At 43.0% G+C, this 24,598-nt stretch carries 20 protein-coding genes; 14 read left to right on the plus strand and 6 right to left on the minus strand.

What is annotated here, in order from left to right; all coding sequences use genetic code 11:
- The first annotated feature begins 31 nt into the window (after positions 1-31).
- Both FTV08_RS08630 and pta read left to right on the plus strand, forming a co-directional pair.
- Positions 32-1,252: an acetate/propionate family kinase gene (locus FTV08_RS08630; protein WP_180087106.1), complete on the plus strand. Its 1,221-nt coding sequence runs from the start codon at positions 32-34 to the stop codon at positions 1,250-1,252.
- 55 nt (positions 1,253-1,307) lie between these two features.
- Positions 1,308-3,446 (plus strand): phosphate acetyltransferase, encoded by a 2,139-nt coding sequence (pta, locus tag FTV08_RS08635; protein ID WP_180087107.1) that lies wholly within the window; start codon positions 1,308-1,310, stop codon positions 3,444-3,446.
- Positions 3,447-3,677: 231 nt separating this feature from the next.
- Here pta and FTV08_RS08640 read toward each other — a convergent pair whose 3' ends face one another.
- Entirely contained in the window at positions 3,678-3,917 is a 240-nt protein-coding gene (locus tag FTV08_RS08640; protein ID WP_004729548.1) for a DUF2171 domain-containing protein, read from the minus strand.
- A gap of 743 nt (positions 3,918-4,660) precedes the next feature.
- On the opposite strand from FTV08_RS08640, the gene FTV08_RS08645 reads away from it, so the two are divergent.
- A complete protein-coding gene (locus tag FTV08_RS08645) occupies positions 4,661-6,187 on the plus strand; it encodes a fumarate hydratase (RefSeq protein ID WP_004278405.1) in 1,527 nt (508 codons plus the stop codon).
- A 67-nt stretch (positions 6,188-6,254) separates the two neighbouring features.
- Here the strand turns inward: FTV08_RS08645 and FTV08_RS08650 are convergent, their stop codons facing one another.
- The 4 genes from FTV08_RS08650 to tig form a co-directional block, all read right to left on the minus strand.
- A complete protein-coding gene (locus FTV08_RS08650) occupies positions 6,255-6,971 on the minus strand; it encodes a DUF2846 domain-containing protein (protein WP_180087108.1) in 717 nt (238 codons plus the stop codon).
- Positions 6,972-7,141: 170 nt separating this feature from the next.
- The gene (gene clpX / locus FTV08_RS08655; RefSeq protein ID WP_180087109.1) at positions 7,142-8,452 is read right to left on the minus strand and encodes an ATP-dependent protease ATP-binding subunit ClpX; all 1,311 of its coding nucleotides are present in this window, start codon (positions 8,450-8,452) and stop codon (positions 7,142-7,144) included.
- Positions 8,453-8,481: 29 nt separating this feature from the next.
- Complete coding sequence (gene clpP, locus FTV08_RS08660; protein ID WP_004647427.1) at positions 8,482-9,087, minus strand: ATP-dependent Clp endopeptidase proteolytic subunit ClpP; 606 nt, start codon at positions 9,085-9,087, stop codon at positions 8,482-8,484.
- A 194-nt stretch (positions 9,088-9,281) separates the two neighbouring features.
- A complete protein-coding gene (gene tig / locus FTV08_RS08665) occupies positions 9,282-10,613 on the minus strand; it encodes a trigger factor (RefSeq protein ID WP_004647426.1) in 1,332 nt (443 codons plus the stop codon).
- 266 nt (positions 10,614-10,879) lie between these two features.
- On the opposite strand from tig, the gene FTV08_RS08670 reads away from it, so the two are divergent.
- From FTV08_RS08670 to rdgB, 8 genes are all read left to right on the plus strand, one after another.
- Entirely contained in the window at positions 10,880-13,135 is a 2,256-nt protein-coding gene (locus tag FTV08_RS08670; protein WP_180087110.1) for a TonB-dependent receptor domain-containing protein, read from the plus strand.
- A 314-nt stretch (positions 13,136-13,449) separates the two neighbouring features.
- Complete coding sequence (locus FTV08_RS08675) at positions 13,450-15,768, plus strand: TonB-dependent siderophore receptor (RefSeq protein WP_180087111.1); 2,319 nt, start codon at positions 13,450-13,452, stop codon at positions 15,766-15,768.
- Positions 15,769-15,839: 71 nt separating this feature from the next.
- On the plus strand, positions 15,840-16,523 hold the full coding sequence (locus FTV08_RS08680) for a Fe2+-dependent dioxygenase (RefSeq protein WP_180087112.1): 684 nt from the start codon (positions 15,840-15,842) through the stop codon (positions 16,521-16,523).
- 427 nt (positions 16,524-16,950) lie between these two features.
- Positions 16,951-18,648 carry a 2-isopropylmalate synthase gene (gene leuA, locus FTV08_RS08685; protein ID WP_005250679.1) on the plus strand — a complete coding sequence of 566 codons (1,698 nt, stop codon included), beginning with the start codon at positions 16,951-16,953 and terminating at the stop codon, positions 18,646-18,648.
- A gap of 112 nt (positions 18,649-18,760) precedes the next feature.
- On the plus strand, positions 18,761-19,921 hold the full coding sequence (locus FTV08_RS08690) for a homoserine O-acetyltransferase (RefSeq protein WP_180087113.1): 1,161 nt from the start codon (positions 18,761-18,763) through the stop codon (positions 19,919-19,921).
- Positions 19,921-20,514, plus strand: a complete 594-nt coding sequence (gene metW / locus FTV08_RS08695) for a methionine biosynthesis protein MetW (RefSeq protein ID WP_004278415.1) — start codon at positions 19,921-19,923, stop codon at positions 20,512-20,514. Before FTV08_RS08690 ends, metW begins: the two co-directional genes overlap by 1 nt.
- Positions 20,511-21,101 carry a tetratricopeptide repeat protein gene (locus FTV08_RS08700; protein ID WP_004647420.1) on the plus strand — a complete coding sequence of 197 codons (591 nt, stop codon included), beginning with the start codon at positions 20,511-20,513 and terminating at the stop codon, positions 21,099-21,101. The genes metW and FTV08_RS08700 overlap by 4 nt, the downstream gene beginning before the upstream one ends.
- A gap of 101 nt (positions 21,102-21,202) precedes the next feature.
- Entirely contained in the window at positions 21,203-21,829 is a 627-nt protein-coding gene (gene rdgB, locus FTV08_RS08705; protein WP_180087114.1) for an RdgB/HAM1 family non-canonical purine NTP pyrophosphatase, read from the plus strand.
- 185 nt (positions 21,830-22,014) lie between these two features.
- On the opposite strand, the gene FTV08_RS08710 is transcribed toward rdgB, so the two are convergent.
- Positions 22,015-22,896, minus strand: a complete 882-nt coding sequence (locus FTV08_RS08710) for a hypothetical protein (RefSeq protein ID WP_004729526.1) — start codon at positions 22,894-22,896, stop codon at positions 22,015-22,017.
- A 186-nt stretch (positions 22,897-23,082) separates the two neighbouring features.
- Between FTV08_RS08710 and tatA the strand changes: the two genes are divergently transcribed.
- From tatA to tatC, 3 genes are read left to right on the plus strand one after another with little or no spacing between them, the layout of a single operon-like run.
- A complete protein-coding gene (tatA, locus tag FTV08_RS08715; protein WP_004729524.1) occupies positions 23,083-23,301 on the plus strand; it encodes a Sec-independent protein translocase subunit TatA in 219 nt (72 codons plus the stop codon).
- A gap of 9 nt (positions 23,302-23,310) precedes the next feature.
- Positions 23,311-23,733 (plus strand): Sec-independent protein translocase protein TatB, encoded by a 423-nt coding sequence (tatB, locus tag FTV08_RS08720; protein ID WP_004729522.1) that lies wholly within the window; start codon positions 23,311-23,313, stop codon positions 23,731-23,733.
- Positions 23,730-24,506 carry a twin-arginine translocase subunit TatC gene (gene tatC, locus FTV08_RS08725; protein ID WP_004729521.1) on the plus strand — a complete coding sequence of 259 codons (777 nt, stop codon included), beginning with the start codon at positions 23,730-23,732 and terminating at the stop codon, positions 24,504-24,506. Before tatB ends, tatC begins: the two co-directional genes overlap by 4 nt.
- The last annotated feature ends 92 nt before the right edge of the window (positions 24,507-24,598 follow it).

Here is a 24,598-nt window from a genome sequence, read left to right on the forward strand (position 1 = left end):
AGAATTTTAATTAAAAATTGGGTAATCAATCGTGTCTAAATCAGTATTAGTTATTAATTGTGGCTCTTCTTCAATCAAGTTTGCATTACTTCTTGAGGAGCAGAATTTCCGTATTCATGGTTTAGCTGAGAACTTAGGCACAGAGAATGCTCGCATTAAAGGCGTGACGGTTGGCAATGAGCCGGTCGATATCCACATTCCATTTGCTGACCACAAAAAAGCACTCGAAGTCGGTCTGGAACGTCTGGCCAACTACCGTCCGGATGCGATCGGTCACCGTGTCGTACATGGGGGCAGCCTAACCAAAGCTGAACTAATCAATGACGAGATTATTGAAAAAATTCGTGAAGCAACGCCGCTTGCACCATTACACAATCCGGCACACCTGATTGGTATTGAAGCTACCAAACGTTTATTCCCGGAATTACCACAGGTTGCGGTATTTGATACTGCCTTCCACCAAACCATGCCAGCGCATGCTTATCGTTATGCCCTACCGAAATTCCTATATACCGCCCATGGTGTACGTCGCTATGGTTTCCATGGGACTAGCCATGCTTATGTTTCAGAGCGTGGTTCTGAACTGGCAGGCAGTTTTAAACAAGGTGGCTGGTTAACTGCTCATCTTGGCAATGGTAGCTCGACCTGTGCCGTTTGGAATGGGAAAAGTGTAGATACCTCAATGGGTTTAACTCCACTGGAAGGCATTGTTATGGGCACACGCAGTGGCGATGTTGACCCAAGTCTGCACAGCTTCCTGGCGAAAAACCTGGGTTGGGATATTTATAAAATTGACAAGATGCTAAATAGCCAAAGTGGTCTTTTGGGCTTGTCTGATCTGTCCAATGACATGCGTACCCTGATTGAAGCTTCAGAACAAGGCAATGAAGATGCTGCACTAGCAATTGAAGTATTCTGCTACCGTTTAGCTAAATCTCTGGCAGCGTTGAGCTGTGGTCTGCCACGTCTTGATGGTCTGTTCTTCACTGGCGGTATTGGTGAAAACTCAGCATATATCCGTGAAAAGACCATGACTTACCTGCCTCATTTCGGTTTCAGTCTGGATAAAAACGCCAACAATGAGTTGAAACGCGGTACCGAAGGCCGAATCGATTCAGGCACAGGCCCTCAAATCTGGGTAGTGCCAACAGATGAAGAAGGCCGTATCGCCCAAGAAGTTCAAAGTGTTGTTGAACTTGAAGTGGAGCGAAATACTGCAAAAAAGTCTAAAGCTGAGGCAACGCCTGCATAAGCAGGCTTGGCTTCTTTTTTCACTGATTTTTATTATTCTGCGACTGACATAACTTATGAAAACAATTTTATTGGTTCCCACGGGGGAAGGCGTAGGCTTAACTTCTGCATGTTTGGGCCTGATTTATGCACTGGAATGCCAAGGGGTAAAAGCTGGTTTCCTGAAACCTTTTGCCCAGGAATTGAATGAAATCGAAGACCGAACCACGGCTTTGTATCGTCATATTTCTCAAAGTGAAACGGTGGAACCCATCCGTTATAGCAAAGTCTTGCAGCAGATCAATCTGGGTGAACAGGATGAATTGCTTGAAGAAGCGGTGCGTCTGCATCGTCAAATTGCTAAACAGCATGACCTGATTATTGTCGAAGGGCTGTTGCCAAATACTCAGGACAGTTTTGCCGATGATTTGAATGCTTCACTGGCACAAGCACTGGATGCCAAAGTTATTGTCGTCAGCAATGCCAATATTCAGCAGCCAAGCCAAACCGCAGATAAAGTTGAACATCAGCTGCGTAATTTTGGTGGCGCCAGCTCTACCCGTCTGGCAGGTATCATGTTGATGCGCACCAAGGGTCTGCCTGAAGAATCTGCGCAGATTCCTGTCACGCTGAATCCAGATTTACGCCTTAAAGCTGAAACCGCCGAATTTATTACAGCTATTCAGCAGACGCATCCGCATATTGGTTCTGAAAAATTGCCAGTGATTGGCTTGGTGCCTTTCAGTAAAACCTTAAGTGTGCCACGCATGTCTGATCTGGCTGCCCATATTTCTGCTTACTGGATTAATGAAGGCGAAGCCAAACAGCGCCGTGTGCAACACAGTAGTCTGATTTCAGCCAATATTGAACATGAACTACATAAATTCGTGGCTGGCGAATTAATTATTAGTGCCTCTGACCGGATTGACGTATTACTGGCAAGTAGTCTGGCCAGCAGTAATGGGATTCCTTTGGGCGGTCTGGTGCTGACTGAACATCAACAGCCAAATGATCATGTACTGGAATTCTGCCAGGCTGCCATCAAGCAAGGTTTACCGATTTTACATACACCACTCAGCACGTTTGAAACCGCACAAAAACTGGCAAATCTCAGCAATGAAATTCCAGTGGATGATACCGAACGTGCAGATCAGGTGACACGTTTTGTTTCAAGCCATATCAATCCGGAATGGCTGAATCAAATGTTGAATGGTTCTTATAAGCCACGTCTGTCACCTTCCGCTTTCCGTCATGAACTGGTACAGAAATCGATTGCTGCGAAAAAACGTATTGTACTGCCAGAGGGTGATGAACCGCGTACCGTACAGGCTGCGGCCATTTGTCAGGCGCGTGGTATTGCACAGTGTATTTTGCTGGCCAAGCCTGAAGCTGTGCTAGAAGTAGCCAAAGCTCGCGGTATTGAATTGCCTGAAGATCTGGAAATTCTTGATCCGGATCTGGTGCGTGAAAACTACATCGACAAGATGGTGGAGCTGCGTAAAGGCAAGCTCAACGAACTACAGGCCCGTGAACAACTGCAAGATACAGTAGTACTTGGCACCATGATGCTGGCGCTGGATCAGGTTGACGGTTTGGTGTCAGGTGCAGTGCATACCACGGCGAATACGGTACGTCCTGCTTTCCAGCTGATTAAGACTGCTCCGGATTACTCACTGGTATCTTCCGTATTCTTTATGCTGTTGCCAGATGAAGTCTATGTGTATGGTGACTGTGCGATCAATCCGGACCCTGATGCAGAACAGCTGGCCGAAATTGCAATCCAGTCCGCCGATTCTGCCAAAGCCTTTGGTATAGATCCACGCATTGCCATGATTTCCTATTCGACAGGAACTTCGGGTACTGGCGCTGATGTGGAAAAAGTCGCGGAAGCTACACGCATTGCCAAAGAACGTCGTCCTGACCTGTTGATTGATGGGCCATTACAATATGATGCAGCATCGGTGGAAAGCGTGGGGCGCCAAAAGGCACCTGATTCACAAGTGGCTGGACGTGCCAATGTATTTATTTTCCCGGATCTGAATACCGGTAACACGACCTATAAAGCGGTACAACGTGCTGCCAATGTAGTCAGTGTCGGGCCAATGCTGCAAGGCTTGAATAAGCCTGTGAATGACCTGTCGCGTGGTGCCTTGGTCGATGACATTGTGTTTACCATTGCCTTAACCGCGATTCAGGCCGAGCAGCAAGAAGCTTAATACTTCTTGAATTTAAGTTTTCCAAACCATCTGATTGAAAAATCAGGTGGTTTTTTTATAAAAAAACACTCATAGCTTCAATAAATTCAGCACGCGATCATTATCTCGTTTTAATAAACAATAAAAATGCCAGTCTTTCGAACTGGCATTTTCAACGGTTACTCATAAAGTCTGTGACATAAAAAATTAAGCTGAAGCAGCCCTGCTTTTCAGTCCACTAACTTTAATTTCTTATAAGGTAGTCCACTCTTTACGTACCTCTTCCGCAGTTTTATTGAGCACGACGCTATCGTCTTTGATTTCACTTACCCAACTCAAGGGAATCAGATGATGCTCATTATTTTCATCATCACTTCTTGTTAATTTAATTGAATCCTGACCTTCTAAATGGTCCACCTTCCCGACTTGAGTACCACATGAAGCAATGACTGAAGCATGTTCTTTAATATCACTTGCATTAAAATTGTTCATTCTACTTGCCTGTTTCTAGAAGTTGAGAGAAACAGTCTAAGCAATAAAAAATGCCGCATGTGTAAGGGTTTTCAGGCTTTGAGTTTTTCTGGGTTAAAAATGTAAATGGTCAACATGGCTTGAGTAAGCTATAGGAGAGATACTTTTTAAATTTGAGTTTTCAAATATTTTTATAACTGGATTTGAAGATTTGAAGATTTGAAGATTTGAAGATTTGAAGATTTGAAGATTTGAAGATTTGAAGATTTGAAGATTTGAAGATTTGAAGATTTGAAGATTTGAAGATAGGTTAATTCTTTGAGGTCTTAAAATAAAAAAGAAGATAAAGCTTAGGCTTGATCTTCTTTCTGACCGTACATCCAAGTTGCAGCGATATATACACAAAAACCAGCTGCCATCAAAATACCTGTAACCATTGTTAGGATCTCCCGTTTCAATAGCTGCATTATGTAAAAGTTTTATGACAGTTATATGACAATCTGGTTTTTTATTAAATTTAAAATAATTAATAAAATTCAATCGCTTAATACGGAATAAGCAAAATTATGCGTATTTTTTATCTGAAATATGACATTGAATATGACAACTTGCTGTCATATTTGACCCATGGAATAGCTAAAGTCCTTGCTCAGATTGCTTAAACTATAAACTTTCGGCCAATGCTCGCCCAAAATGCCCACAACCCGATTCTTTTGTCTTATAATTTAGCCCGCTAGCTATCAGCCCGCTCAAGAGATATTTGTATGACAACTATTATCAAGCAAGATGACTTGATCACATCAGTTAAAGATGCGCTTCAGTTCATTTCTTACTATCACCCACAGGACTTTATCCAAGCGATGAGCCGTGCGTATGATCGTGAAGAGAACAAAGCTGCTAAAGATGCGATCGCACAAATCTTAATTAACTCACGCATGTGTGCAGAAGGCCACCGCCCAATCTGTCAAGATACCGGTATCGTCAACGTATTTGTTGAAGTGGGCATGGACGTTAAATTCGATTTAACCATGAGCCTGGATGATGCAATCAATGAAGGCGTACGTCAGGGTTATTTAGAAAACTCGAACGTGCTTCGCGCATCAGTTCTGGCTGATCCTGCATTTGGTCGTAAGAACACCAAAGACAACACTCCTGCCGTGATTTACCACAAGCTTGTGCCTGGTAATAAAGTAGATATCACTGTGGCAGCCAAAGGTGGCGGTTCAGAAAACAAATCTAAACTAGCAATGTTAAACCCATCTGATTCAATCGTGGATTGGGTACTGAAAACTGTTCCAACCATGGGTGCAGGCTGGTGTCCACCAGGTATGCTGGGAATCGGGATCGGTGGTACTGCTGAAAAAGCCATGATGCTTGCCAAAGAAGCATTGATGGAAGAGATCAACATGGACGAATTGCTTCGTCGTGGTCCACAAAGCAAAATGGAAGAGCTTCGTATCGAAATCTTCGAAAAAGTAAATGCTTTGGGTATTGGTGCACAAGGTCTTGGCGGTTTAACCACTGTACTTGATATTAAAATCAAAGATTATCCATGTCATGCTGCAGGTAAACCAGTTGGTATGATCCCGAACTGTGCTGCGACTCGTCATGCACACTTCCAGTTAGATGGTACAGGTGTTGCACATATTCAAGCACCTAAACTTGAAGACTACCCTGCTGTGACTTGGGATTCTTCATCTTCTAAACGTGTTGACCTTGACACGATTACCCAAGAAGAAATGAATAGCTGGAAACCAGGCGATACACTTCTTCTTAACGGTACAATCTATACAGGTCGTGATGCTGCACACAAACGTATGGTCGACATGCTGAACAACGGTGAAGAACTTCCTGTTGATCTGAAAGGCAAGTTTATCTACTACGTTGGCCCTGTTGATCCAGTCGGCGACGAAGTTGTAGGCCCTGCTGGCCCAACAACGGCTACGCGTATGGATAAATTTACGCGTCAAGTTCTTGAAGCAACTGGCATGTTCGGCATGATCGGTAAAGCAGACCGTGGTCCTGCTGCCGTTGAAGCCATTAAAGACAACCAGGCAACTTACCTGATGGCTGTCGGTGGTGCTGCTTACCTCGTGTCTAAAGCTATTCGCGAAGCTGAAGTGGTTGCCTTTGCTGACCTGGGTATGGAAGCAATTTACAAGTTTGTGGTAAAAGATATGCCGGTATCTGTAGCGGTTGATGTGAATGGTACTTCTATTCACGCGACTGCACCTAAAATCTGGCAAGCAAAAATTGGTAAGATTCCAGTAGTTGACGCTGCTGCGGGCTAATTAAATCTGTATAAAAAAGCACCCATTCAGGGTGCTTTTTTATTATATTTTCTCAATAAAATGTCAATTACCAAGTCCGCGGATCCCAAAGTTTAAAAGGTGCTTCCAACTGTACATCTAATGATGGATCATAAGCAGTCGGTTCAATTTTTTGGGCTTTTTTACGAATCTGGCCTGTTTCCTGATCTTGTGCCACGAAGTTAAAACTGTCTGATTTTAGCTGAGTAAAAGCAATTTCATTCAGGCCAACTTTTTCCGGCATCAGCATGAGCGGCCCGGAAACACTCCGGCGTGTACTGATATTCTCTTCATCATATTTAATAAAATAAGACTGTCCCGCTTCGACAGTAAAATCCAGATATTTAGGTTTCTGGAAATGCAGCGCGCCTAGCGGTCGACTGGTACTCAAACGATAGGTCCCTGCAGGCACTTCAATCCAGTAATAATGGTTGTGCAATAAGCTTGGAATATGTTCTTGATTGATAAACAGGCTGGCAGCGACAATTTCCTGACGATTCCATCTAGAATCGGGCCGGTATAAATATACAATAGCGGCTTCATCATGCTGTGGTTTCACCGTCTGAAACTGGTTTCCCTGCTTTTGATTGACCCAACCGCCAATGGTAAACATACCGATACGATGCTGCTCGACAAAGCCCGGTTTTTTTTCAAGATCGATATTTTTTAAAGTGCTGAGTGGCTGTGTAGGCTCAACGACGGCTTTCTTACCATGACACCCCAGCAATGCCAAACTGCTGATGAGTACAATTGCGACTCCACGCATGCTTATCCCTCACTGCGTCTTTATTCTTTTGTATGCAAGTGCTTTGCGATTTGTTTTTTATAAGTTTTAGGCATCCACGCCTAGTGAATCAGATTAACACCGAGCTTTATTTTTGGAAATAAAAAACGTGCGAAAACACGGAGTTTTCGCACGTTTCGGACGAATAGCAATTAAGCAGATTTGCTATTTACCACCTTTAAATCTATTTTTGTTGCTGTCTCTTGCTGATCATGTGGCTGACGCTTGGCACGGTATTCCGGCTCTGCCTCACCTTTAATCACAGCTTCATTGATGACGACAGTGCCGACATCGCTACGGCTTGGCAAGTCATACATGGTTTCCAGCAATGAATTTTCCAGGATCGAACGTAAACCACGCGCGCCTGTATTACGCTCAACTGCTTTCTTAGCCACTGCGCGTAATGCCGATTCTTCAAAAACCAGATCCACATCTTCCATATCAAACAGATGTTGATACTGACGGGTTAACGCGTTCTTCGGCTCAGTCAGAATCTGCATCAGTGCTTCTTCATCCAACTCATCCAAAGTGGCAATGACTGGCAAACGACCAATAAATTCTGGAATCAAACCAAATTTTACCAGGTCAGTTGCTTCAACTTGACGGAACAAGTCAGACAGCTTCTTGGTTTCATCTTTTTTACGCACTTCTGCAGTAAAGCCGATGCCACCTTTTTCCTGACGCTGCTGTACAATTTTCTCAAGTCCTGAGAATGCACCACCACAGATAAACAGGATGTTCGAGGTATCAATCTGAATGAATTCTTGCTGCGGATGCTTACGTCCACCTTGTGGCGGAATTGATGCAACCGTGCCTTCAATCATTTTCAATAATGCTTGCTGAACGCCTTCACCCGATACATCACGCGTGATGGATGGGTTTTCAGACTTGCGGGTAATCTTGTCGATTTCATCGATATAGATAATCCCCTTTTGCGCTTTTTCGACATCGTAATCTGCTTTTTGCAAAAGCTTCTGTACGATGTTTTCTACATCTTCACCCACATAACCGGCTTCGGTCAGTGTCGTTGCATCTGCCATGGCAAATGGAACATCAAGAAGACGTGCCAGCGTTTGTGCAAGCAAGGTTTTGCCCGATCCTGTCGGACCAACCAACATAATATTACTTTTTGAAAGCTCGACTGAATCATCAGCTTTCTTGCCATTATTTTGCACTTTCAAGCGCTTGTAATGGTTATAAACCGCAACTGACAAGGTTTTTTTCGCGACGTCCTGACCAATCACATATTGATCCAAGGCCGCACGAATTTCATGCGGTTTCGGCAAAGGACGATTGGCCCAGTCATTGGTTTCCACCTGCTGACTGGTTTGAACCAAATCTAAGCATACGTCCACACATTCGTTACAAATGTATGCGTCCTCGCCTGCAATCAGCTTCCCGACTTCAGACTGCGTTTTACCGCAAAATGAACAATGCTTTTGTCCTTGAGGATGTTCGGACATATTTACTCCACTATCTCAATCTTTAAAACTTATGGACGTTTAGTTAAAACTTCGTCCACAAGACCGTATTCTTTCGCTTGCTGAGCAGTCATAAAGTTGTCACGGTCTGTATCACGTGCAACTTTCTCGTAATCCTGACCGCTGTGTTCAGCCATTAAACGGTTTAAACGTTCTTTAATAAACAGGATTTCACGTGCATGAATTTCAATATCTGAAGCCTGACCACGGAAACCACCCAATGGCTGGTGAATCATGACACGGGCATTTTCAAGGCAATAGCGCTTGCCTTTGGTACCGGCATTCAGCAGGAACGCACCCATTGATGCTGCCTGACCCATGCAGTACGTTACGACATCAGGTTTGATAAACTGCATGGTGTCATAAATCGCCATACCCGCAGTTACCGAACCGCCTGGTGAATTGATATATAGATGAATATCTTTATCTGGATTTTCCGCCTCTAAAAACAACATTTGCGCAACGATCAGGTTCGCCATGTTGTCTTCAACTTCGCCCGTCATAAAAATTACACGTTCACGCAAAAGGCGTGAATAAATATCAAAAGAACGCTCACCACGAGAGGATTGTTCTACCACCATTGGCACTAAAGCGTTTTCAATCGTTGGAACATACATACGTTTATTTATTCCTAAATTTTTTGTGACCTAACCCATAATCACAATATGAGGGATAATCACTGAAATTGCAAAAAATTCGCCAACAAATCCATTATATTTTTTGCATTAGTTTTGTGAAAAACAGAAATGCTTTTTTCAGGCATCAATATGAAAAAAAGGCGCATTAAGCGCCTTTTTTATCGAAAGCTAAATTAGCCTTGTTGACGAGCTTGCTGCTCTTTCAATAAGTCTTCATAGCTTACAGTCGCATCAGTTACTTTAGCAGAAGCCAAAATGTAATCAACAACTTGGTCTTCTAGTACAACTGCTTCGATTTGGGCACGTTGTTGCGCATCGTTTTTGAAGTATTCAATTACTTCGTTTGGATCTTCATAAGAAGAAGCCATGTCTTCGATGTACGCTTCAACGCGTGCAGCATCTACTTCAATTTTCGCATCAGCTAAAACACGGCTTACAAGTACGCCAAGTTTTACAGATTTTTCAGCTTGTTCTTTGAACAATTCGTCTGGAAGCATGCTTGAATCAAATGCTTTCGCACCTTGAGCACCAAACTGCTGTGTGAACTGCTGGATCATTTGTTGACGTTGACGGTCAATTTCTTGAGCAAGCATAGCAGCTGGAAGTTCAACTTCGTTTGCAGCTACAAGTGCATCGAAAGTCGCGCCTTTAACCTGGTTGCGAAGGCCATTCTTCACTTCACGTTCCATGTTTTTACGAACGTCAGCTTTTAACTTCTCAACGCCTTCTTCTTCAGATACACCGAAGATTTTCAGGAATTCAGCATCGATTTCTGGAAGTTTTTGCTTTTCAACAAGCTTCACAGTGATTTTGAATTGAGCTTGTTTACCAGCAAGGTTTTCAGCTTGGTAGTCTTCAGGGAAAGTTACATCAATCACTTTCTCTTCGCCTTTCTTCATACCAACGATACCGTCTTCGAAGCCAGGGATCATACGACCAGAACCAAGTACTAGTTTGAAGTCTTCTGCAGAACCGCCTTCAAATTTTTCGCCGTCGATTGAACCTTCAAAATCAAAAGTTACTTGCATGTCTTTTTTAGCCATGCCTTTTGTTTCAGCCCAAGCAGCACGTTGTTTTTGAAGATTTTCAATCATCTTCTCAACGTCTTTGTCATTTACTTCAGCTGCTTTACGCTCAACTTCCAAACCGTCGAATTTCACTTCGATTTCTGGATAAACTTCAACAGTCGCTGTATATACCAGCGCGTCGTCTTTCATTTCAGTTTTTTCGATGTTTGGCATGCCCACAGCATTGATTTTTTCTTGCTGGATCGCTTCGAAAACTGTGTCACGAATAATATCGTTTACTACTTCTTGGTAGATACCCGCGCCGTATTCACGACGAACTACGTTTACAGGCACTTTACCTGGACGGAAGCCGTTGATCTTCGCAGTTTTAGCAGTGCGTTTTAAACGAGCTTCAAATTGCTCATTAATACGGCTCGTCGGTACAGAAACATTTAAACGACGGGCAACGCCCGAAACCGCTTCAGAAGTTACTTGCATGGCTTCCTCTATATATTAGGTAATAACAGGTTTATAAAAATGTGCCACATTATATGACAACATTTAGAGATATACAAAAAATACGCGCGAGTTCCAGTTTTTAAGCCCTTTTTTTATTTGAATTGCCATCTTTCCAGATGCCCAGTCAACCCAATTTAAATGGAGAAAATGTATATTTTTATTGCAAATGATAAATACTATCATTAATATCCAGTTTCTTATTTGAGCAACAATACTAATTTATTCTTCGGTTCGGGAATTTGGTCATGCATAGTTTTAGTCTTCGTCCACTTACATTGGCAATTCTTGGGGTTACAGCAACATCTGCTTTTGCAGAGACTGTGAATGAGACAACGACTCCTACAACAACACATCAAATGTCTACGATTGTGGTTTCAGCAGCAGGTTTTGAACAAGATATAAAAAATGCGCCTGCCTCTATTAGTGTAGTAACTGCAGAAGACTTAAAGAAAAAAGGTATTACCAGTATTGCAGATGCGCTCAGTGAAGTACCAGGTGTCGACGTACGAAATGGCCAAGGCAAAACTGGTGGTTTAAATATCCAAATGCGTGGTCTGAATCAATCTTACACTCTTATTTTGATCGATGGTCAGCGTCAGAATACTTCTGGTTCAGTTGGTCCAAATGGTTTTGGTGAATTTAGTACAAGCTTTATGCCACCATTAGCTTCTATTGAACGTATTGAAGTCATTCGTGGGCCTATGTCTACCCTCTATGGTTCTGATGCCATGGGCGGTATCATTAACATTATTACCAAGAAAGTTGCATCAGAATGGAATGGTAACGTTTCTGTTGAACAGAATATTCAAGAAAATTCTGATATTGGTAATAACTGGAAAACCAGTGCAGTTGTTAATGGTCCAGTGATTCAAGATAAACTTGGTATACAAGTACGTGGCGAGTTTTTCCACCGCGATCAATCAGATCGACTTGTTACACCCGCAAAAACTATTGATGAAGGTAGCCAAGGTCGTGACCCACGTACAGTAGAAGCAAATAATTATGCTGTGGGTACAAAACTTACGCTAAATATAAATGATAACGTCTCTACTTGGGTAGACTTTGATCATGCTAAACAACGTTTTGATAATAGTGATGCCCGTTTAGGTGAACTTTACGAATTCAACCGTACGACAGGTTTACCATCAGGGATTGGTTCATATAAAGACGAGATCAAATTCTTAAGAGATCGTATTTCTGCAGGTGTAGATGCTGAGCTTAACTTAGGTCAATGGAAAACATTTGCAAGCTATGTTTCTTCTGAACAAGAAGGCCGTCGTCTTCCAAAAGGAAATGTACCTGAATACAATTATTATTCAGATGGTACACAAGATCGTATTTTAGAAAATAAAGACCTAACCGTTGATTCTCGTATTATTTCAACACTTGGCAACCATAAACTTACGACTGGTGTTGAATATAAAGATGGTGAAACCATCGATAACTCAGCAGGTAATGGAGTTGCTTTTGAACAGGATTCTTGGTCTGTGTTCGCTGAGGATGAGTGGAATCTAACGGATTCTCTTGCATTCACTTTCGGTGGTCGCTACGAAGACCATAGTGCTTTTGGTGGTCACTTTACACCTCGCGCATATTTAGTTTGGAACACCAATGATCAGTTGATTTTAAAAGGTGGTATAAGTACTGGCTATAAAGTTCCAACAGCGAATGACCTTCATAATGGAATCAATGGTTTTAGCTCACAAGGCCGAAACGTGACTTTGGGCAACCCAGATCTTAAGCCTGAAGAAACCACAAACTATGAACTTGGTTTCGTTTACGACAACTTGTCTAATTTCTCTTTAGCTACCACTGCGTTCTTTACTCAGTTTAAAGATATTATCATCAGTGATGCACGCGTCGTTGAAAACTGTTTATGGGCAGGTCGCCCAACAGGACAAGCACCTGCAAACAACTGCATGACTGTAGGCAGTTTTGATAATCAGCAAAACTTTAGTTTTAAAGGCAATGCAGGCGAAGCTGAAAGCTACGGTGTGGAACTTAGTGCTAAATATGAAATTTCTCCAAGCTTTGATGTAAAAGCAAACTATACCTGGTTAGAGTCTGAAATTACCGAAGGTGAAAATAAAGGTAATCCTATTGAAAATACACCTCGTCACGCTTTGAACTTCACAGGAACTTGGTATGTGAATGATAAGTTCACTACCTGGTTAGAAGCTGAATATAAATCTGACCGTGTACGTTTCATAGATCCTGATTTAAGCGATGTCAATGTAAGTCGTGAAATTGATGCTGTCGGCAATAAGTTAAAAGCCTATGAGCTATTTAATTTAGGTGCATCTTATAAAGTCAACAATCAAGTTACTGTTTCAGGTCGTGTGAATAACTTATTGAACAAAGACTTTGGCGACTATAAGTCATTTATTAATAGTGATAACGAAGTTGAAAATGCTTTCCTATATACTAAAACGACGAGTGGTTTAGCGGGTACTTATATTCCAGACCGTAACTACTGGCTATCTGTTTCATATGACTTCTAATATTTAAGTGAAAGTTATTTAAAACCCTGCCCTGGCAGGGTTTTTTATTATCGCTAGGTTAGTACTCCACGAAAAATCCCTAATTTATGTCCCTTTATAGACATCATTATTCTCAATAAAAATTTAATAATCAGATTAATTTTTCAATATTTATTAAAATCAAAAACTTAAGTAGATATTGTTATATCATTACATTTAAAAACTCATTTAATATTTTCTTAAAGATCATGAATTCCCATGATAAAAAGATAAAAATAAAAACAAGAATCATTATTATTCGCATACATTTTTAGCATTCATTTATTAGGTTTAACATGACCTTCATTAAAACACGTAAAAAAATCGTTTCCTCTGCAATTGTTTCATCTTTATCAATGGTAGCTGCATCTGCGATGGCAGAAGAACAGGTGATCCAGTTAGAGACTATTCATCAAGAAGTCAAAGCTGAAAAAGCACCCAGCTTAAAAGTAGATCAATCTGCGAATAGCAAATTTGTTGCGCCTTTACTCGACACCCCCAAGTCAGTTTCAGTGATTTCAAAACAGCTGATTGCCGATACACAAGTGACGACTTTAGCTGATGCACTGCGTACAGTTCCGGGGATTACCTTGGGTGCAGGTGAAGGTGGTAATCCGAATGGTGACCGTCCATTTATTCGTGGTTATAACTCTGAAAGTTCGATGTATGTAGACGGCGTTCGTAATGCCACCTCACAAAACCGTGAAATGTTTGCGGTAGAACAAGTTGAAGTGACCAAAGGTTCTGCTTCTGCCATGGGCGGTGCAGGCACCACTGGCGGTAGCATTAACATGATTTCTAAAGTCGCTAAAGCAGGCGATTTTCTAGAAGGTTCGGTCGCTGGCGGCACAGATAATTATCAACGTATTACTTTAGATGGTAACAAAGACTTTGGTAATGGTATTGCGGCACGTGTGGCAGTCATGGGGCATCAAAATGAAAAAGCAGGCCAGAAAGACGGTGCAGAATATAAACGTGCCGGTATTGCACCGAGTATTAGTTTTGGTCTGGACACCCCTACTCGCGCGACTTTAAGTTATTACTATTTAAAAACCGATGACACACCTGATTCAGGTATTCCTTATAACAATCCATTTGCGCTCACAAATGCAAATGTAGGATTGAATGGCAACGGCAAGCCAATTGATATTAAACAAGGTCAATACTATGGCTGGAAAGATCGTGACTTCCAGAAACAGGAAAATCAGTCAGGAACGCTTAAATTAGAACATGATCTGACGGACAACTTAACCATTAGCAATACGGCAGTGTATAACACGTCTAAAAATGATTACCTTTGGACCAATCCAGATGACTCAAGAGGCAATTTCTTACTGAATGGCAATGTCTGGGCACGTGCCAACTCACGTGTAGCAGATACTGATGCTTTTACCGACCAACTTGCTTTAACCGGTAAATTTAATACTGGCATGCTTAAACATAGTTTTAACCTGGGTGCCGAATATTCAGACCAAGAAACTGACCGTACCCAGTATATTATTAATAATGAGAATACTACGGGTAGTAAATATCAAACTTGCGCACCTGAAGATTCAATTAGCTCAGGCTGGTGTACTTCTGTACAGAACCCTAACCGTGCTCCATGGACAGGTACATTAAGTACCAATGGTGCTGACCGTTACAATATCGACAGCAAATCAAAGTCTGTTTATTTCCTGGATAGTATTGAATTCACCCCTCAGTGGCTTTTAGATTTGGGCGTTCGTTGGGATGACTACTCAACTGAGCAAACCATGACTTATGGTGCACGAAATAATGCAGTTGCTGGTGCAAACAATACACCGATTACAGCAAGTGCTGGCGATCAAGTTACGATTAAAAATGATAAAGATTTCATCAACTATCAAGCCGGTCTTACTTTTAAACCAGTTGAAAATGGCAGTATCTATGCAAGTTATGCGACTTCGTCTAATCCAGTCGGTGTAGATGGTGGCGATGGTTCTGAAGGGATTACAGCTGCAATAAATAATCTTAAACCTGAAGAAGTCCGGACCATGGAGTTAGGAACTAAATGGGATGTCTTGAATGATAAGCTCAACCTGACTGCAGCTATTTTCCGCACGGAAAAAACCAATACTCGTGCGACCGGAGATGATGGCACCACAAGTAATATTGGTGAAACTCGTGTCGATGGTATTGAGCTAGGCGTAAACGGTAATATCACGGATAAATGGGCAGTTTCTGCTGGTTATACTTATTTAGACAGTGAGTTAGTTGATGGTGGTTATGAAAATATTGGCACTACAGCAGCTCCAATCTACATTTCCAATAGAAGTAATGGTAATCAGGTTCAAAACGTCGCGAAAAACAGTGCAACCCTTTGGACTACTTATGCAGTAACTCCTGCTTTAACCCTAGGTGCTGGTGCCGTCGCAATGGACAAAGTCTATGGTAATGCTACTAATACCAAGTTTGTACCGGGCTATGTTCGCTATGATGCCATGGCGCGTTATAACGTGAATGAAAATGTTGATTTGCAATTAAACGTCAACAACCTGTCTGATGAACGCTACTTCACAAAAGCCTATTCATCTCATTATGCGACCGAAGCAGAAGGCCGTAGTGCAGTGTTAGCAGTCAACTTTAAATATTAATTCAATGCAACCGCATAGCCTCCTGATGGGGGCTATGTTATTTTTAAAAGACGATTATTCAGGGGTTTCTCGTGCTGCATCATATTCCAAATGTACTGAGCAAAGAACAGGTGCAATATTTCCGTGAGGAGATGAATAAGATTGAGTGGGTCAATGGCAAGGTTACCGCGGGTACGCTCTCTGCGACGGTGAAACAGAATCAGCAATTACCTGAAGATCATCCCCTGACCCAGCATTTAAGTACGATCATTCTTGAATCGCTGGGACAGCATGCTCTGTTTTTATCGGCGGCGATTCCACTGGATATTATTCCCCCGCTTTTTAACCGCTATAAAAATAATGAATCTTTCGGCTTTCATGTCGATAATTCGATTCGTCGTATTCGCGGCAGCAATGAACGCCTCAGAACGGATTTATCCTGTACAGTTTTTTTAAGTGAGCCGGACGAATATGTCGGTGGTGAACTGGTAGTCGAAGACACTTACGGTTATCACGAAGTAAAATTGCCTGCCGGCGATATGATTTTGTATCCATCGACCAGCTTGCATGAAGTCACGCCAATCACTGCCGGTTGTCGAATTGCTTCATTTTTTTGGGTACAAAGCATGATCAGGGATGATGCAGAACGGCATATGTTGTTTAATCTGGATCAGAGTATTCAAAACTTGAGAATGCAGCTGGGCGATCAGCATGCAGAGGTCATGAAACTGACCAATCTGTATCATAATTTAATGCGTAAATGGGCTGAACTTTAAAAGAGGCTCTGTCTTCAATGATCTTTAAAAACAACTGGATCTATTGTTTATCAAAATATACTGCGTTGTGGCACAATTGAACGTAATAAATAACGCATTATGTCCAAATTAAGAAAATATAAAATACAATATTTAGAATAAGTGAAAATATTTTTCAATTCTTAAAGTTTATAAGAAAATCTTTATTACCATACGACTAAAATCCATAAAAATAGCAAAAACTTTTCGGGATAAGTGGATTAAACTTTAAATTATAAGTAAGGCATTTAGTGCATTTGGTGAAGCTAAACCACCAATATTTAGACCATATTTCAGGTTTGAACCAGACTGTCACTAAAACCCAATGAATAGACAAAATCTATGCCGCTGACCCACGCACCGCTTTAACCAAGATTACGGTACCCAAGTTAGCATAAGGAGCTCTCTCATGATGTTGGCTGATCCAAGTAAAAAATACCGTCGCATGTATCAACGTGTGGACTTACCAGACCGTCAATGGCCGAACAATGAAATCAACAAAGCGCCAATCTGGATGAGTACCGACCTGCGTGACGGTAACCAAGCGATCTTTGAGCCAATGAACATGGAGCAAAAATTCAAGATGTTCCAGATGTTGGTCAAAATCGGTTTCAAGCATATTGAAATCGGCTTCCCGTCTGCATCGCAAATTGACTTCGATTTCACCCGTAAATTGATTGAAGAAGGTCATATTCCAGATGACGTTTATATCGAGGTATTGGTTCAGGCACGTGATCACTTGATTCAACGTACCTTTGAATCTTTACAAGGTGCGAAACGTGCCATTGTGCATATCTATAATTCCAACTCGCCGACATTCCGCAACAAAGTCTTAAATGTTGATGTAGAAGGTGCAAAACAGTTAGCGATCAATGCTGCACAGAAAGTAAAAGAATATGCCGCAAAACAACCGGAAACTGAATTCGTATTTCAGTACAGTCCGGAATGTTTTACTGCAACCGAATTAGAAGTCGCGAAAGATGTCTGTGATGCTGTGACTGAAATCTGGGAAGCATCACCGACCAATAAAGTGATTTTGAACTTGCCTGCAACGGTAGAAGTTTCAGGTCCACACATCTATGCCGATCAAATCGAATGGATGCACCGCAACATCCAGCGTCGTGATGGCGTGATCATTTCTGTGCATTGTCACAATGACCGTGGTTGTGGCATTGCCGCTTCAGAATTGGCGATTATGGCCGGTGCTGACCGAGTTGAAGGCTGTGTCTTCGGAAATGGTGAGCGTACTGGTAACGTCGACGTGGCTGCGATTGCCTTGAACATGTACACCCAAGGTGTAGCACCAAACTTGGATTTCTCCAACATCAATGAAATCATTGCGACTGTGGAAGAATGTACCGGTTTACCTGTGCACCCGCGTCATCCATATGCTGGTGATTTGGTGTTTACTGCATTCTCGGGTTCGCATCAGGATGCCATCAAAAAAGGTTTTGAGTTCCAGAAAAACGAAGAAATCTGGGATATGCCGTACTTGCCAATCGACCCGAAAGATTTGGGCCGTGACTATGACGCAGTAATTCGTGTCAATTCACAATCAGGTAAAGGCGGTATTGCCTACTTGTTAGAATCGAACTACAACGTGATCTTGCCGCGTCGTTTACAGATTGAATTCTCTCAGATCGTACAAAAACGTACCGATGAGCAAGGCACTGAAATCAGCGCGACCGAAATCTGGAAATTGTTCAAGGAAACCTATGTGGATGCTAAAAACGTTCACTATTCTGCGAAAAACTACAAATTGTCGGATGACAATGGCAATCAGGTGATTGAGCTTGATCTTGAAATTGATGGCCAGTCACGCCGTGTTCGCGGTGAAGGCAACGGTCCAATTTCTGCGATTTTAGATGCACTTCAGTTACCGATTGATGTTGTAAACTATGAAGAGCGCAGCATCAGTTCGGGTGCTCATGCCAAAGCCTTGGCCTTGATCGAACTTCAAGTGAAAGGTACCGGTAAATCTGCCTTTGGTGCAGGAGTACATGACAACATTGTGACCTCTTCCATTGAAGCAATTATTGCCTCGACCAACCGCCTAATTGATCAGGGTGTGTTAAGCACCGATCAGGTGATTGCTGCTGCGGTCTAAACGGCGGTATTAGAATTTGCGATAATTCATAGCACTAAAATGACTTTAGAAGGATACCGGCAAATGGTATCCTTTTATTATTCATACTAAAGATTTAAGGCGAATCCTCCCCGTGTCTTTTCCAGCTGACTCAGTGGGCATTGTTGTCCCACAAAAGTTCCAATTTGAAGAGCCGTTAGAGCTTGAATGCGGTCGCATCCTCCCACGTTTTGAACTGATGGTTGAAACTTATGGCGAACTCAATGCCGATAAGTCCAATGCCATTCTGATTTGTCATGCCCTTTCCGGTCATCACCACGCTGCTGGCTATCATCATGAAGATGATAAAAAAGCCGGCTGGTGGGATTCATGTATTGGTCCCGGTAAAGCCATTGATACGTCAAAATTCTTTGTGGTTTCACTGAATAATATTGGTGGCTGTAGCGGTTCTACCGGCCCGATCTCGCCAAACCCTGAAAATGACAACCGTCCTTATGGTCCTGATTTCCCCTTGGTTACGGTCCGCGATTGGGTCAAAACCCAAGCCTTGCTTTCTGATCGTTTAGGGATTGATACCTGGGATGCCATCATTGGTGGTTCACTGGGTGGCATGCAGGCATTGCAATGGTCAGTGGATTATCCAAACCGTTTAAGAAAATGCGTGATCATTGCCAGCGCTCCGAAACTTTCTGCACAGAATATTGCCTTTAACGAAGTGGCACGTCAGTCGATTTTGTCAGATCCGGATTTCCATAATGGTCGTTATCTGGAAAATGACAGCTATCCAAAACGTGGCCTGATTCTGGCACGTATGGTCGGCCATATTACCTACCTGTCCGAAGAAGCCATGAAGCAGAAGTTTGGCCGCGATTTGAAATCAGGTAAATTTATGTATGGCTTTGACGTTGAATTTCAGGTCGAAAGCTATTTGCGTTATCAAGGTGAGCAATTCAGCCGTAACTTCGATGCCAATACCTATCTGATCATGACCAAGGCACTGGATTACTTTGATCCGTCGCGTGAATATGAACAGTCGCTCAAAAAAGCCATGGCCAATACCCAGTGCAAATTCTTGGTGGTGTCATTCACGACTGACTGGCGTTTTACTCCTGCCCGCTCGCAGGAAATCGTGGATGCGCTAATTAGCAACCATAAACCTGTGAGCTATCTGGATATTGATGCCGAACAGGGTCATGACTCTTTCCTGTTCCCGATTCCGCTCTATGTAAAATCTTTGCGTGCATTCCTGGGTGGTGAAGAACACCTGAAAGCAACACCAAAGGAGGCCGTATAATGCGTATCGATCAACAACTCGCTGAAAAGTGGATCAAGCCCGGTTCTAGCGTACTCGACCTTGGTTGTGGCGACGGTGAACTGCTGGCACAAATGAGCAAAAAGCACGATATTCGTGCATACGGATTAGAAATTGATCAGGAAAAGATTGCAATTGCAGTCAGTCGCGGGTTAAATATCATCCAGCAAGACTTAAACCTCGGCTTAAGCCGCTTTGCTGACCAGTCTTTTGACAATGTGGTCATGGCACAAGCTTTGCAAGCTGTAGATGCGCCTGACGTATTATTACGTGATATGGTGCGTGTGGGGAAACAGGCCATTATTACCTTTCCGAACTTTGCGCACTGGAAGACCCGGTCTTTCTTGGCAATCAAAGGGAGAATGCCGGTTTCTGAAGCCTTGCCGTATATGTGGTATAACACCCCGAATATCCACTTATGTACATTTCGTGATTTTGAAGCACTTTGTGCGGAAAATAACATCAAAATTATTAATCGACTCGCTGTGAACGGGAATCAAGAAGATAGTTTGCTCAGCAAGCATCTCCCGAATCTATTTGGTGAAGTCGCAATTTATCGAGTGAGCGCGCTATGAAAAAATTATTATTAAGTACGACGCTACTGGCGGGACTTTTTGGCATGCAAGCCCATGCAGATTATGTTGCACCGAGTCCATCTGTTGCCAGTCAAGCGGCTCAGTATTCCATCATGGATATCAACAGTCTGACCAAAGCAGCGAAAGCTGGTCAGGCCGGCGCACAGTTTTATCTGGCCACCAAATACCAGTATGGTAAAGACATTCAAAAAGATGAACGACAGGCCTTTGCCTGGTATAAAGCTGCTGCGGATCAAGGTCTGGCAGTTGCCCAGCTGAATGTCGGCCGTATGCTGGCAGATGGTATTGGCACCAGAAAAGATGAAGCGCTGGCGCGTCAGTATTTTGAAAAAGCGGCCAGCCGTGGCGATAACCGTGCCAGCTTTAACCTGGCAATGATGGAAGAGAAAAAGAAAAACTACATGGGCGCGTACCAGTGGTATGAACTGTCTACCCGTGATGGCATGCTCGACAATAAGGTAATTACGCTATCGGAAGGCAGAAAAACTGCCTTAGCGGCCAACCTGACCCAAGAGCAGATCCGTCAGGCGCGTGACCGTGCCGACAGATGGATTCAGGCACAATAAGCTGAATGGTATAAATAGCACCTTCGGGTGCTTTTTTATTGCCTACAAACCCGCAATGGCAGTTAAAATAGCACGATTGATATTTAGAGAATGAGTGACACATGGCTTCTACAGATTGGTTATCCCAAGGCACACTGGTATTGGCAAGTAATAACAAAGGTAAAATTGCCGAGTTTGAGAAAATGTTTGCGGAACTGCAACTGCCGGTAGATGTGATTCCTCAAGGTCAACTGAATATCGAAGATGCCATCGAAGATGGCTTAAGCTTTGTTGAAAATGCCATTATCAAGGCACGCCACGCGGCTAAAATCTCAGGTAAACCGGCGATTGCCGATGACTCAGGCATTTGTGTGCCAGTTCTTGGCGGCGCTCCTGGGATCTACTCAGCACGTTATGCCGGTGAACATGGCAATGATGCCGCCAATAATGAAAAACTGCTGGCCAATCTCAAACCCTTACGCCAAGAAGGTGAAGCGATCGAGGGTATGTTTGTTTGTGTACTGGCACTGGTCCAACATGCCGAAGATCCCTTACCACAAGTCTTTCAGGGTATCTGGCACGGGAAAATTCTGGAAGCTGTGCGTGGTGAAAATGGTTTTGGCTATGACCCGTTGTTCTGGTTACCGGAACTCGGAATTTCCAGTGCAGAAATGAGCAAGGAAGAAAAGAATAAAATCAGTCATCGTGGACAGGCGATGCAGCTGTTTAAGAAGAGTTTGGAGAAGTAAGTTCCTCCTCTCACCCCAGCCCTCTCCCTTTGGGAGAGGGCTGGGGTGAGAGATTTTTAAAATACACCTCTCCCCTTGCGAAACAGCGTTTCTCATCTCCTTTAAGGAGAGGGAAAATCATTCTTCTAAAGCTTTTACATCCTCTCTAACTCTCGCCCTAAGGGCAAGAGGACCTTTTTATGTTTTTATAATCCTGGCATCAACGCATGCATGATTACCCCATATAGAGCAATCAAGATCGCACTGGCCAAAGTTCCCGAAGCAATATATTTGGCGGAATGGCCCGTTCCCTGATAATGGGTTTCCAGCGCTACAATATTGGCTGCAGGAGGCAATAAAAAGAACATCACCATTACAGCATAAGTCAGCGTCTGCTGCGGAATAGGTAAATAATAATAGGCGACAACACACAGCAAAACCGCAAACAGTCCTCTATAAAAAATCAGTTGCAGACTACACATTAAATCGAAGCGGCTGATCCGCACATTACTTAGCCACATCCCCAGCACACACATGCCACTAAAAGTGACCAGCACTTTATTGGCTTGATACAGCATCTCCACCCAAGCGACTTGCTGCCAGTGACTCAAATCCCAAAATGATAATAGTGCTGCTACTGACAATGCCACCACTGGCGGTGAGAGCAGGACATTTTTTAAAATATAGCCACTATCTTGGCTGGCTTCACTGACTGCCATCACCGCACAGACATTGCCAAACAAGGAACCACCGATGTACAGCGCCACCACGGTACTGGTCGCTTGCGGGCCAAAAACTGCCAGTGCAAAAGGAATCCCCAGCCATGCCCCATTTAAATAACTCAGGCATAAGGCACGCAGTTTATTTTTCAAGGTGAAATAAAATAGGGCAAAAAACAGACAGGAACAGAAAAAACTAAAGGCAATCAGCCACAAACTGCCCTCTTGATAAAACACCATGTTGTAGATAATCAGTACAGGAATCAGTACTCGGGCCAATAAAGACGCCAAGAGAGGTCGAATCGGTTTTAAATATTGCACACCCCAATAACCAATCAGAAAAGACAGGAGGGGAAGAATCAAGGCCATGACAATGCTGCTGAGATTTCCATATCAGGCTGTATGCTAGCACAGCCTACTTTTCATTGAATTATGAATTTTTTTATATGAGTGATTCATTCCCCTGCTGCCGTGTCGGCAAACTGTCATCAAAGCGTCACCGCGCTGTCATACAAGCCTGCTGAGATAGGTGCATGAAATATAGAGGATAAAATAATGGCAGGATTATCAATTTGGCATGTGCTGATTTTCGCAATTGTGGTGATTTTATTGTTTGGTACATCGAAACTTAAAAATTTGGGTAAAGACGTCGGCGGCGCGATTAAAGACTTTAAAAAATCAGTAAAGGATGAAGAGGCTGAACAGGCCAAGCTTGCAGAGCCACGCACCATTGATGCCCAGGTCAAAACGCCTGAACATTCGGTTAAAAGTTAAGAGTTCGCTATGCTCAATATTGGAATGACCGAGCTGCTGATTTTCGGGATTATTGCGCTTTTAGTTCTTGGGCCAGATAAGCTTCCGGAAGCAGTCCGTTTTGTCGGAACATGGTACGGTAAGATCAAGCGTATGGTGAGTAATGTTCAGAATGATCTTGATCGTGAATTGCGCCTGTCCGAGCTACGTGAACAGATGCAGGCTGAAATGCAACGGATTCAGGAACTGGAAGCCAAGATGCAGGCACAAATGACAGATTTGCAGCAACCGATGGCAACCGATGAAGTAAAAATAAAATCGCAAGCTGTTCAGCCCTTGCTCAGCTATCAGCCGGTGATACAGCCTGTATCACCCGTGTATTTACCCAAGCCTACAGCAATTCAAACCGTGATTTCCGAACAACGCTATACAGAAATGAAGGTGGCCGTATGACATCCTTGCCGACCACACCAGCCTCCAATGATGCTGCAGCACTGAACCTCGAACAGATGCCGATTACCCAGCATTTGATCATCTTAAGAAAGCATCTGTTTAAAGTGGTTGCTGTCCTGATTGGCCTGTTTTTCTGCTTATTGCCCTTTGCCAATCAGACTTACCAGTGGTTGTCTGAACCCTTACGGGCACAGCTACCTGCCAGCTCAACCATGATTGCCACAGATGTCACTGCAACCTTCATGGCACCTTTTAAACTGAACTTCTTTGTCGCGCTGATGATCGCGATGCCGTTCATCCTGTATCAGCTCTGGACCTTTATTAAGCCTGCGCTGTATGCCAAGGAAAAGAGCCTGGCCTTGCCGCTTCTGATCGGCAGTATCGTACTTTTTTATACCGGCATCAGCTTTGCCTACTTTGTGGCATTGCCCTCGATTCTGCATTTTTTTATCAGTGTTTCGCCTGAAACTGTAGCCCCGATGACCGACATCAACAGTTATCTTAGCTTCTGTTTAAAGCTGTTTCTGGTCTTTGGTTTTACTTTTGAGATTCCCATTATTACCCTGGTTCTGATCTTGATTGGTGCAGTTTCGACACAGACTCTGATCGAGAAACGGCGCTTTATTATTGTGGGTTGCTTCTTTGTGGCAATGTTCGTCACACCTCCGGATGCCCTGTCGATGATCATGCTGGCTGTCCCGATGTGGCTGCTGTTTGAACTGGGTTTACTGGCAGGGAAACTGATTGAAAAACGTCGGTTAAAGACTGAATAACAATAACTATCCAAAACAACAAAAATATCGACTTACTCAGGCAGCTCTGGCTGTCTTTTTGTTTCTTAAATTTTAATAAAATACTGATTTAT

Source organism: Acinetobacter sp. YH12226, from assembly GCF_013417805.1.
Lineage (GTDB): Bacteria > Pseudomonadota > Gammaproteobacteria > Pseudomonadales > Moraxellaceae > Acinetobacter.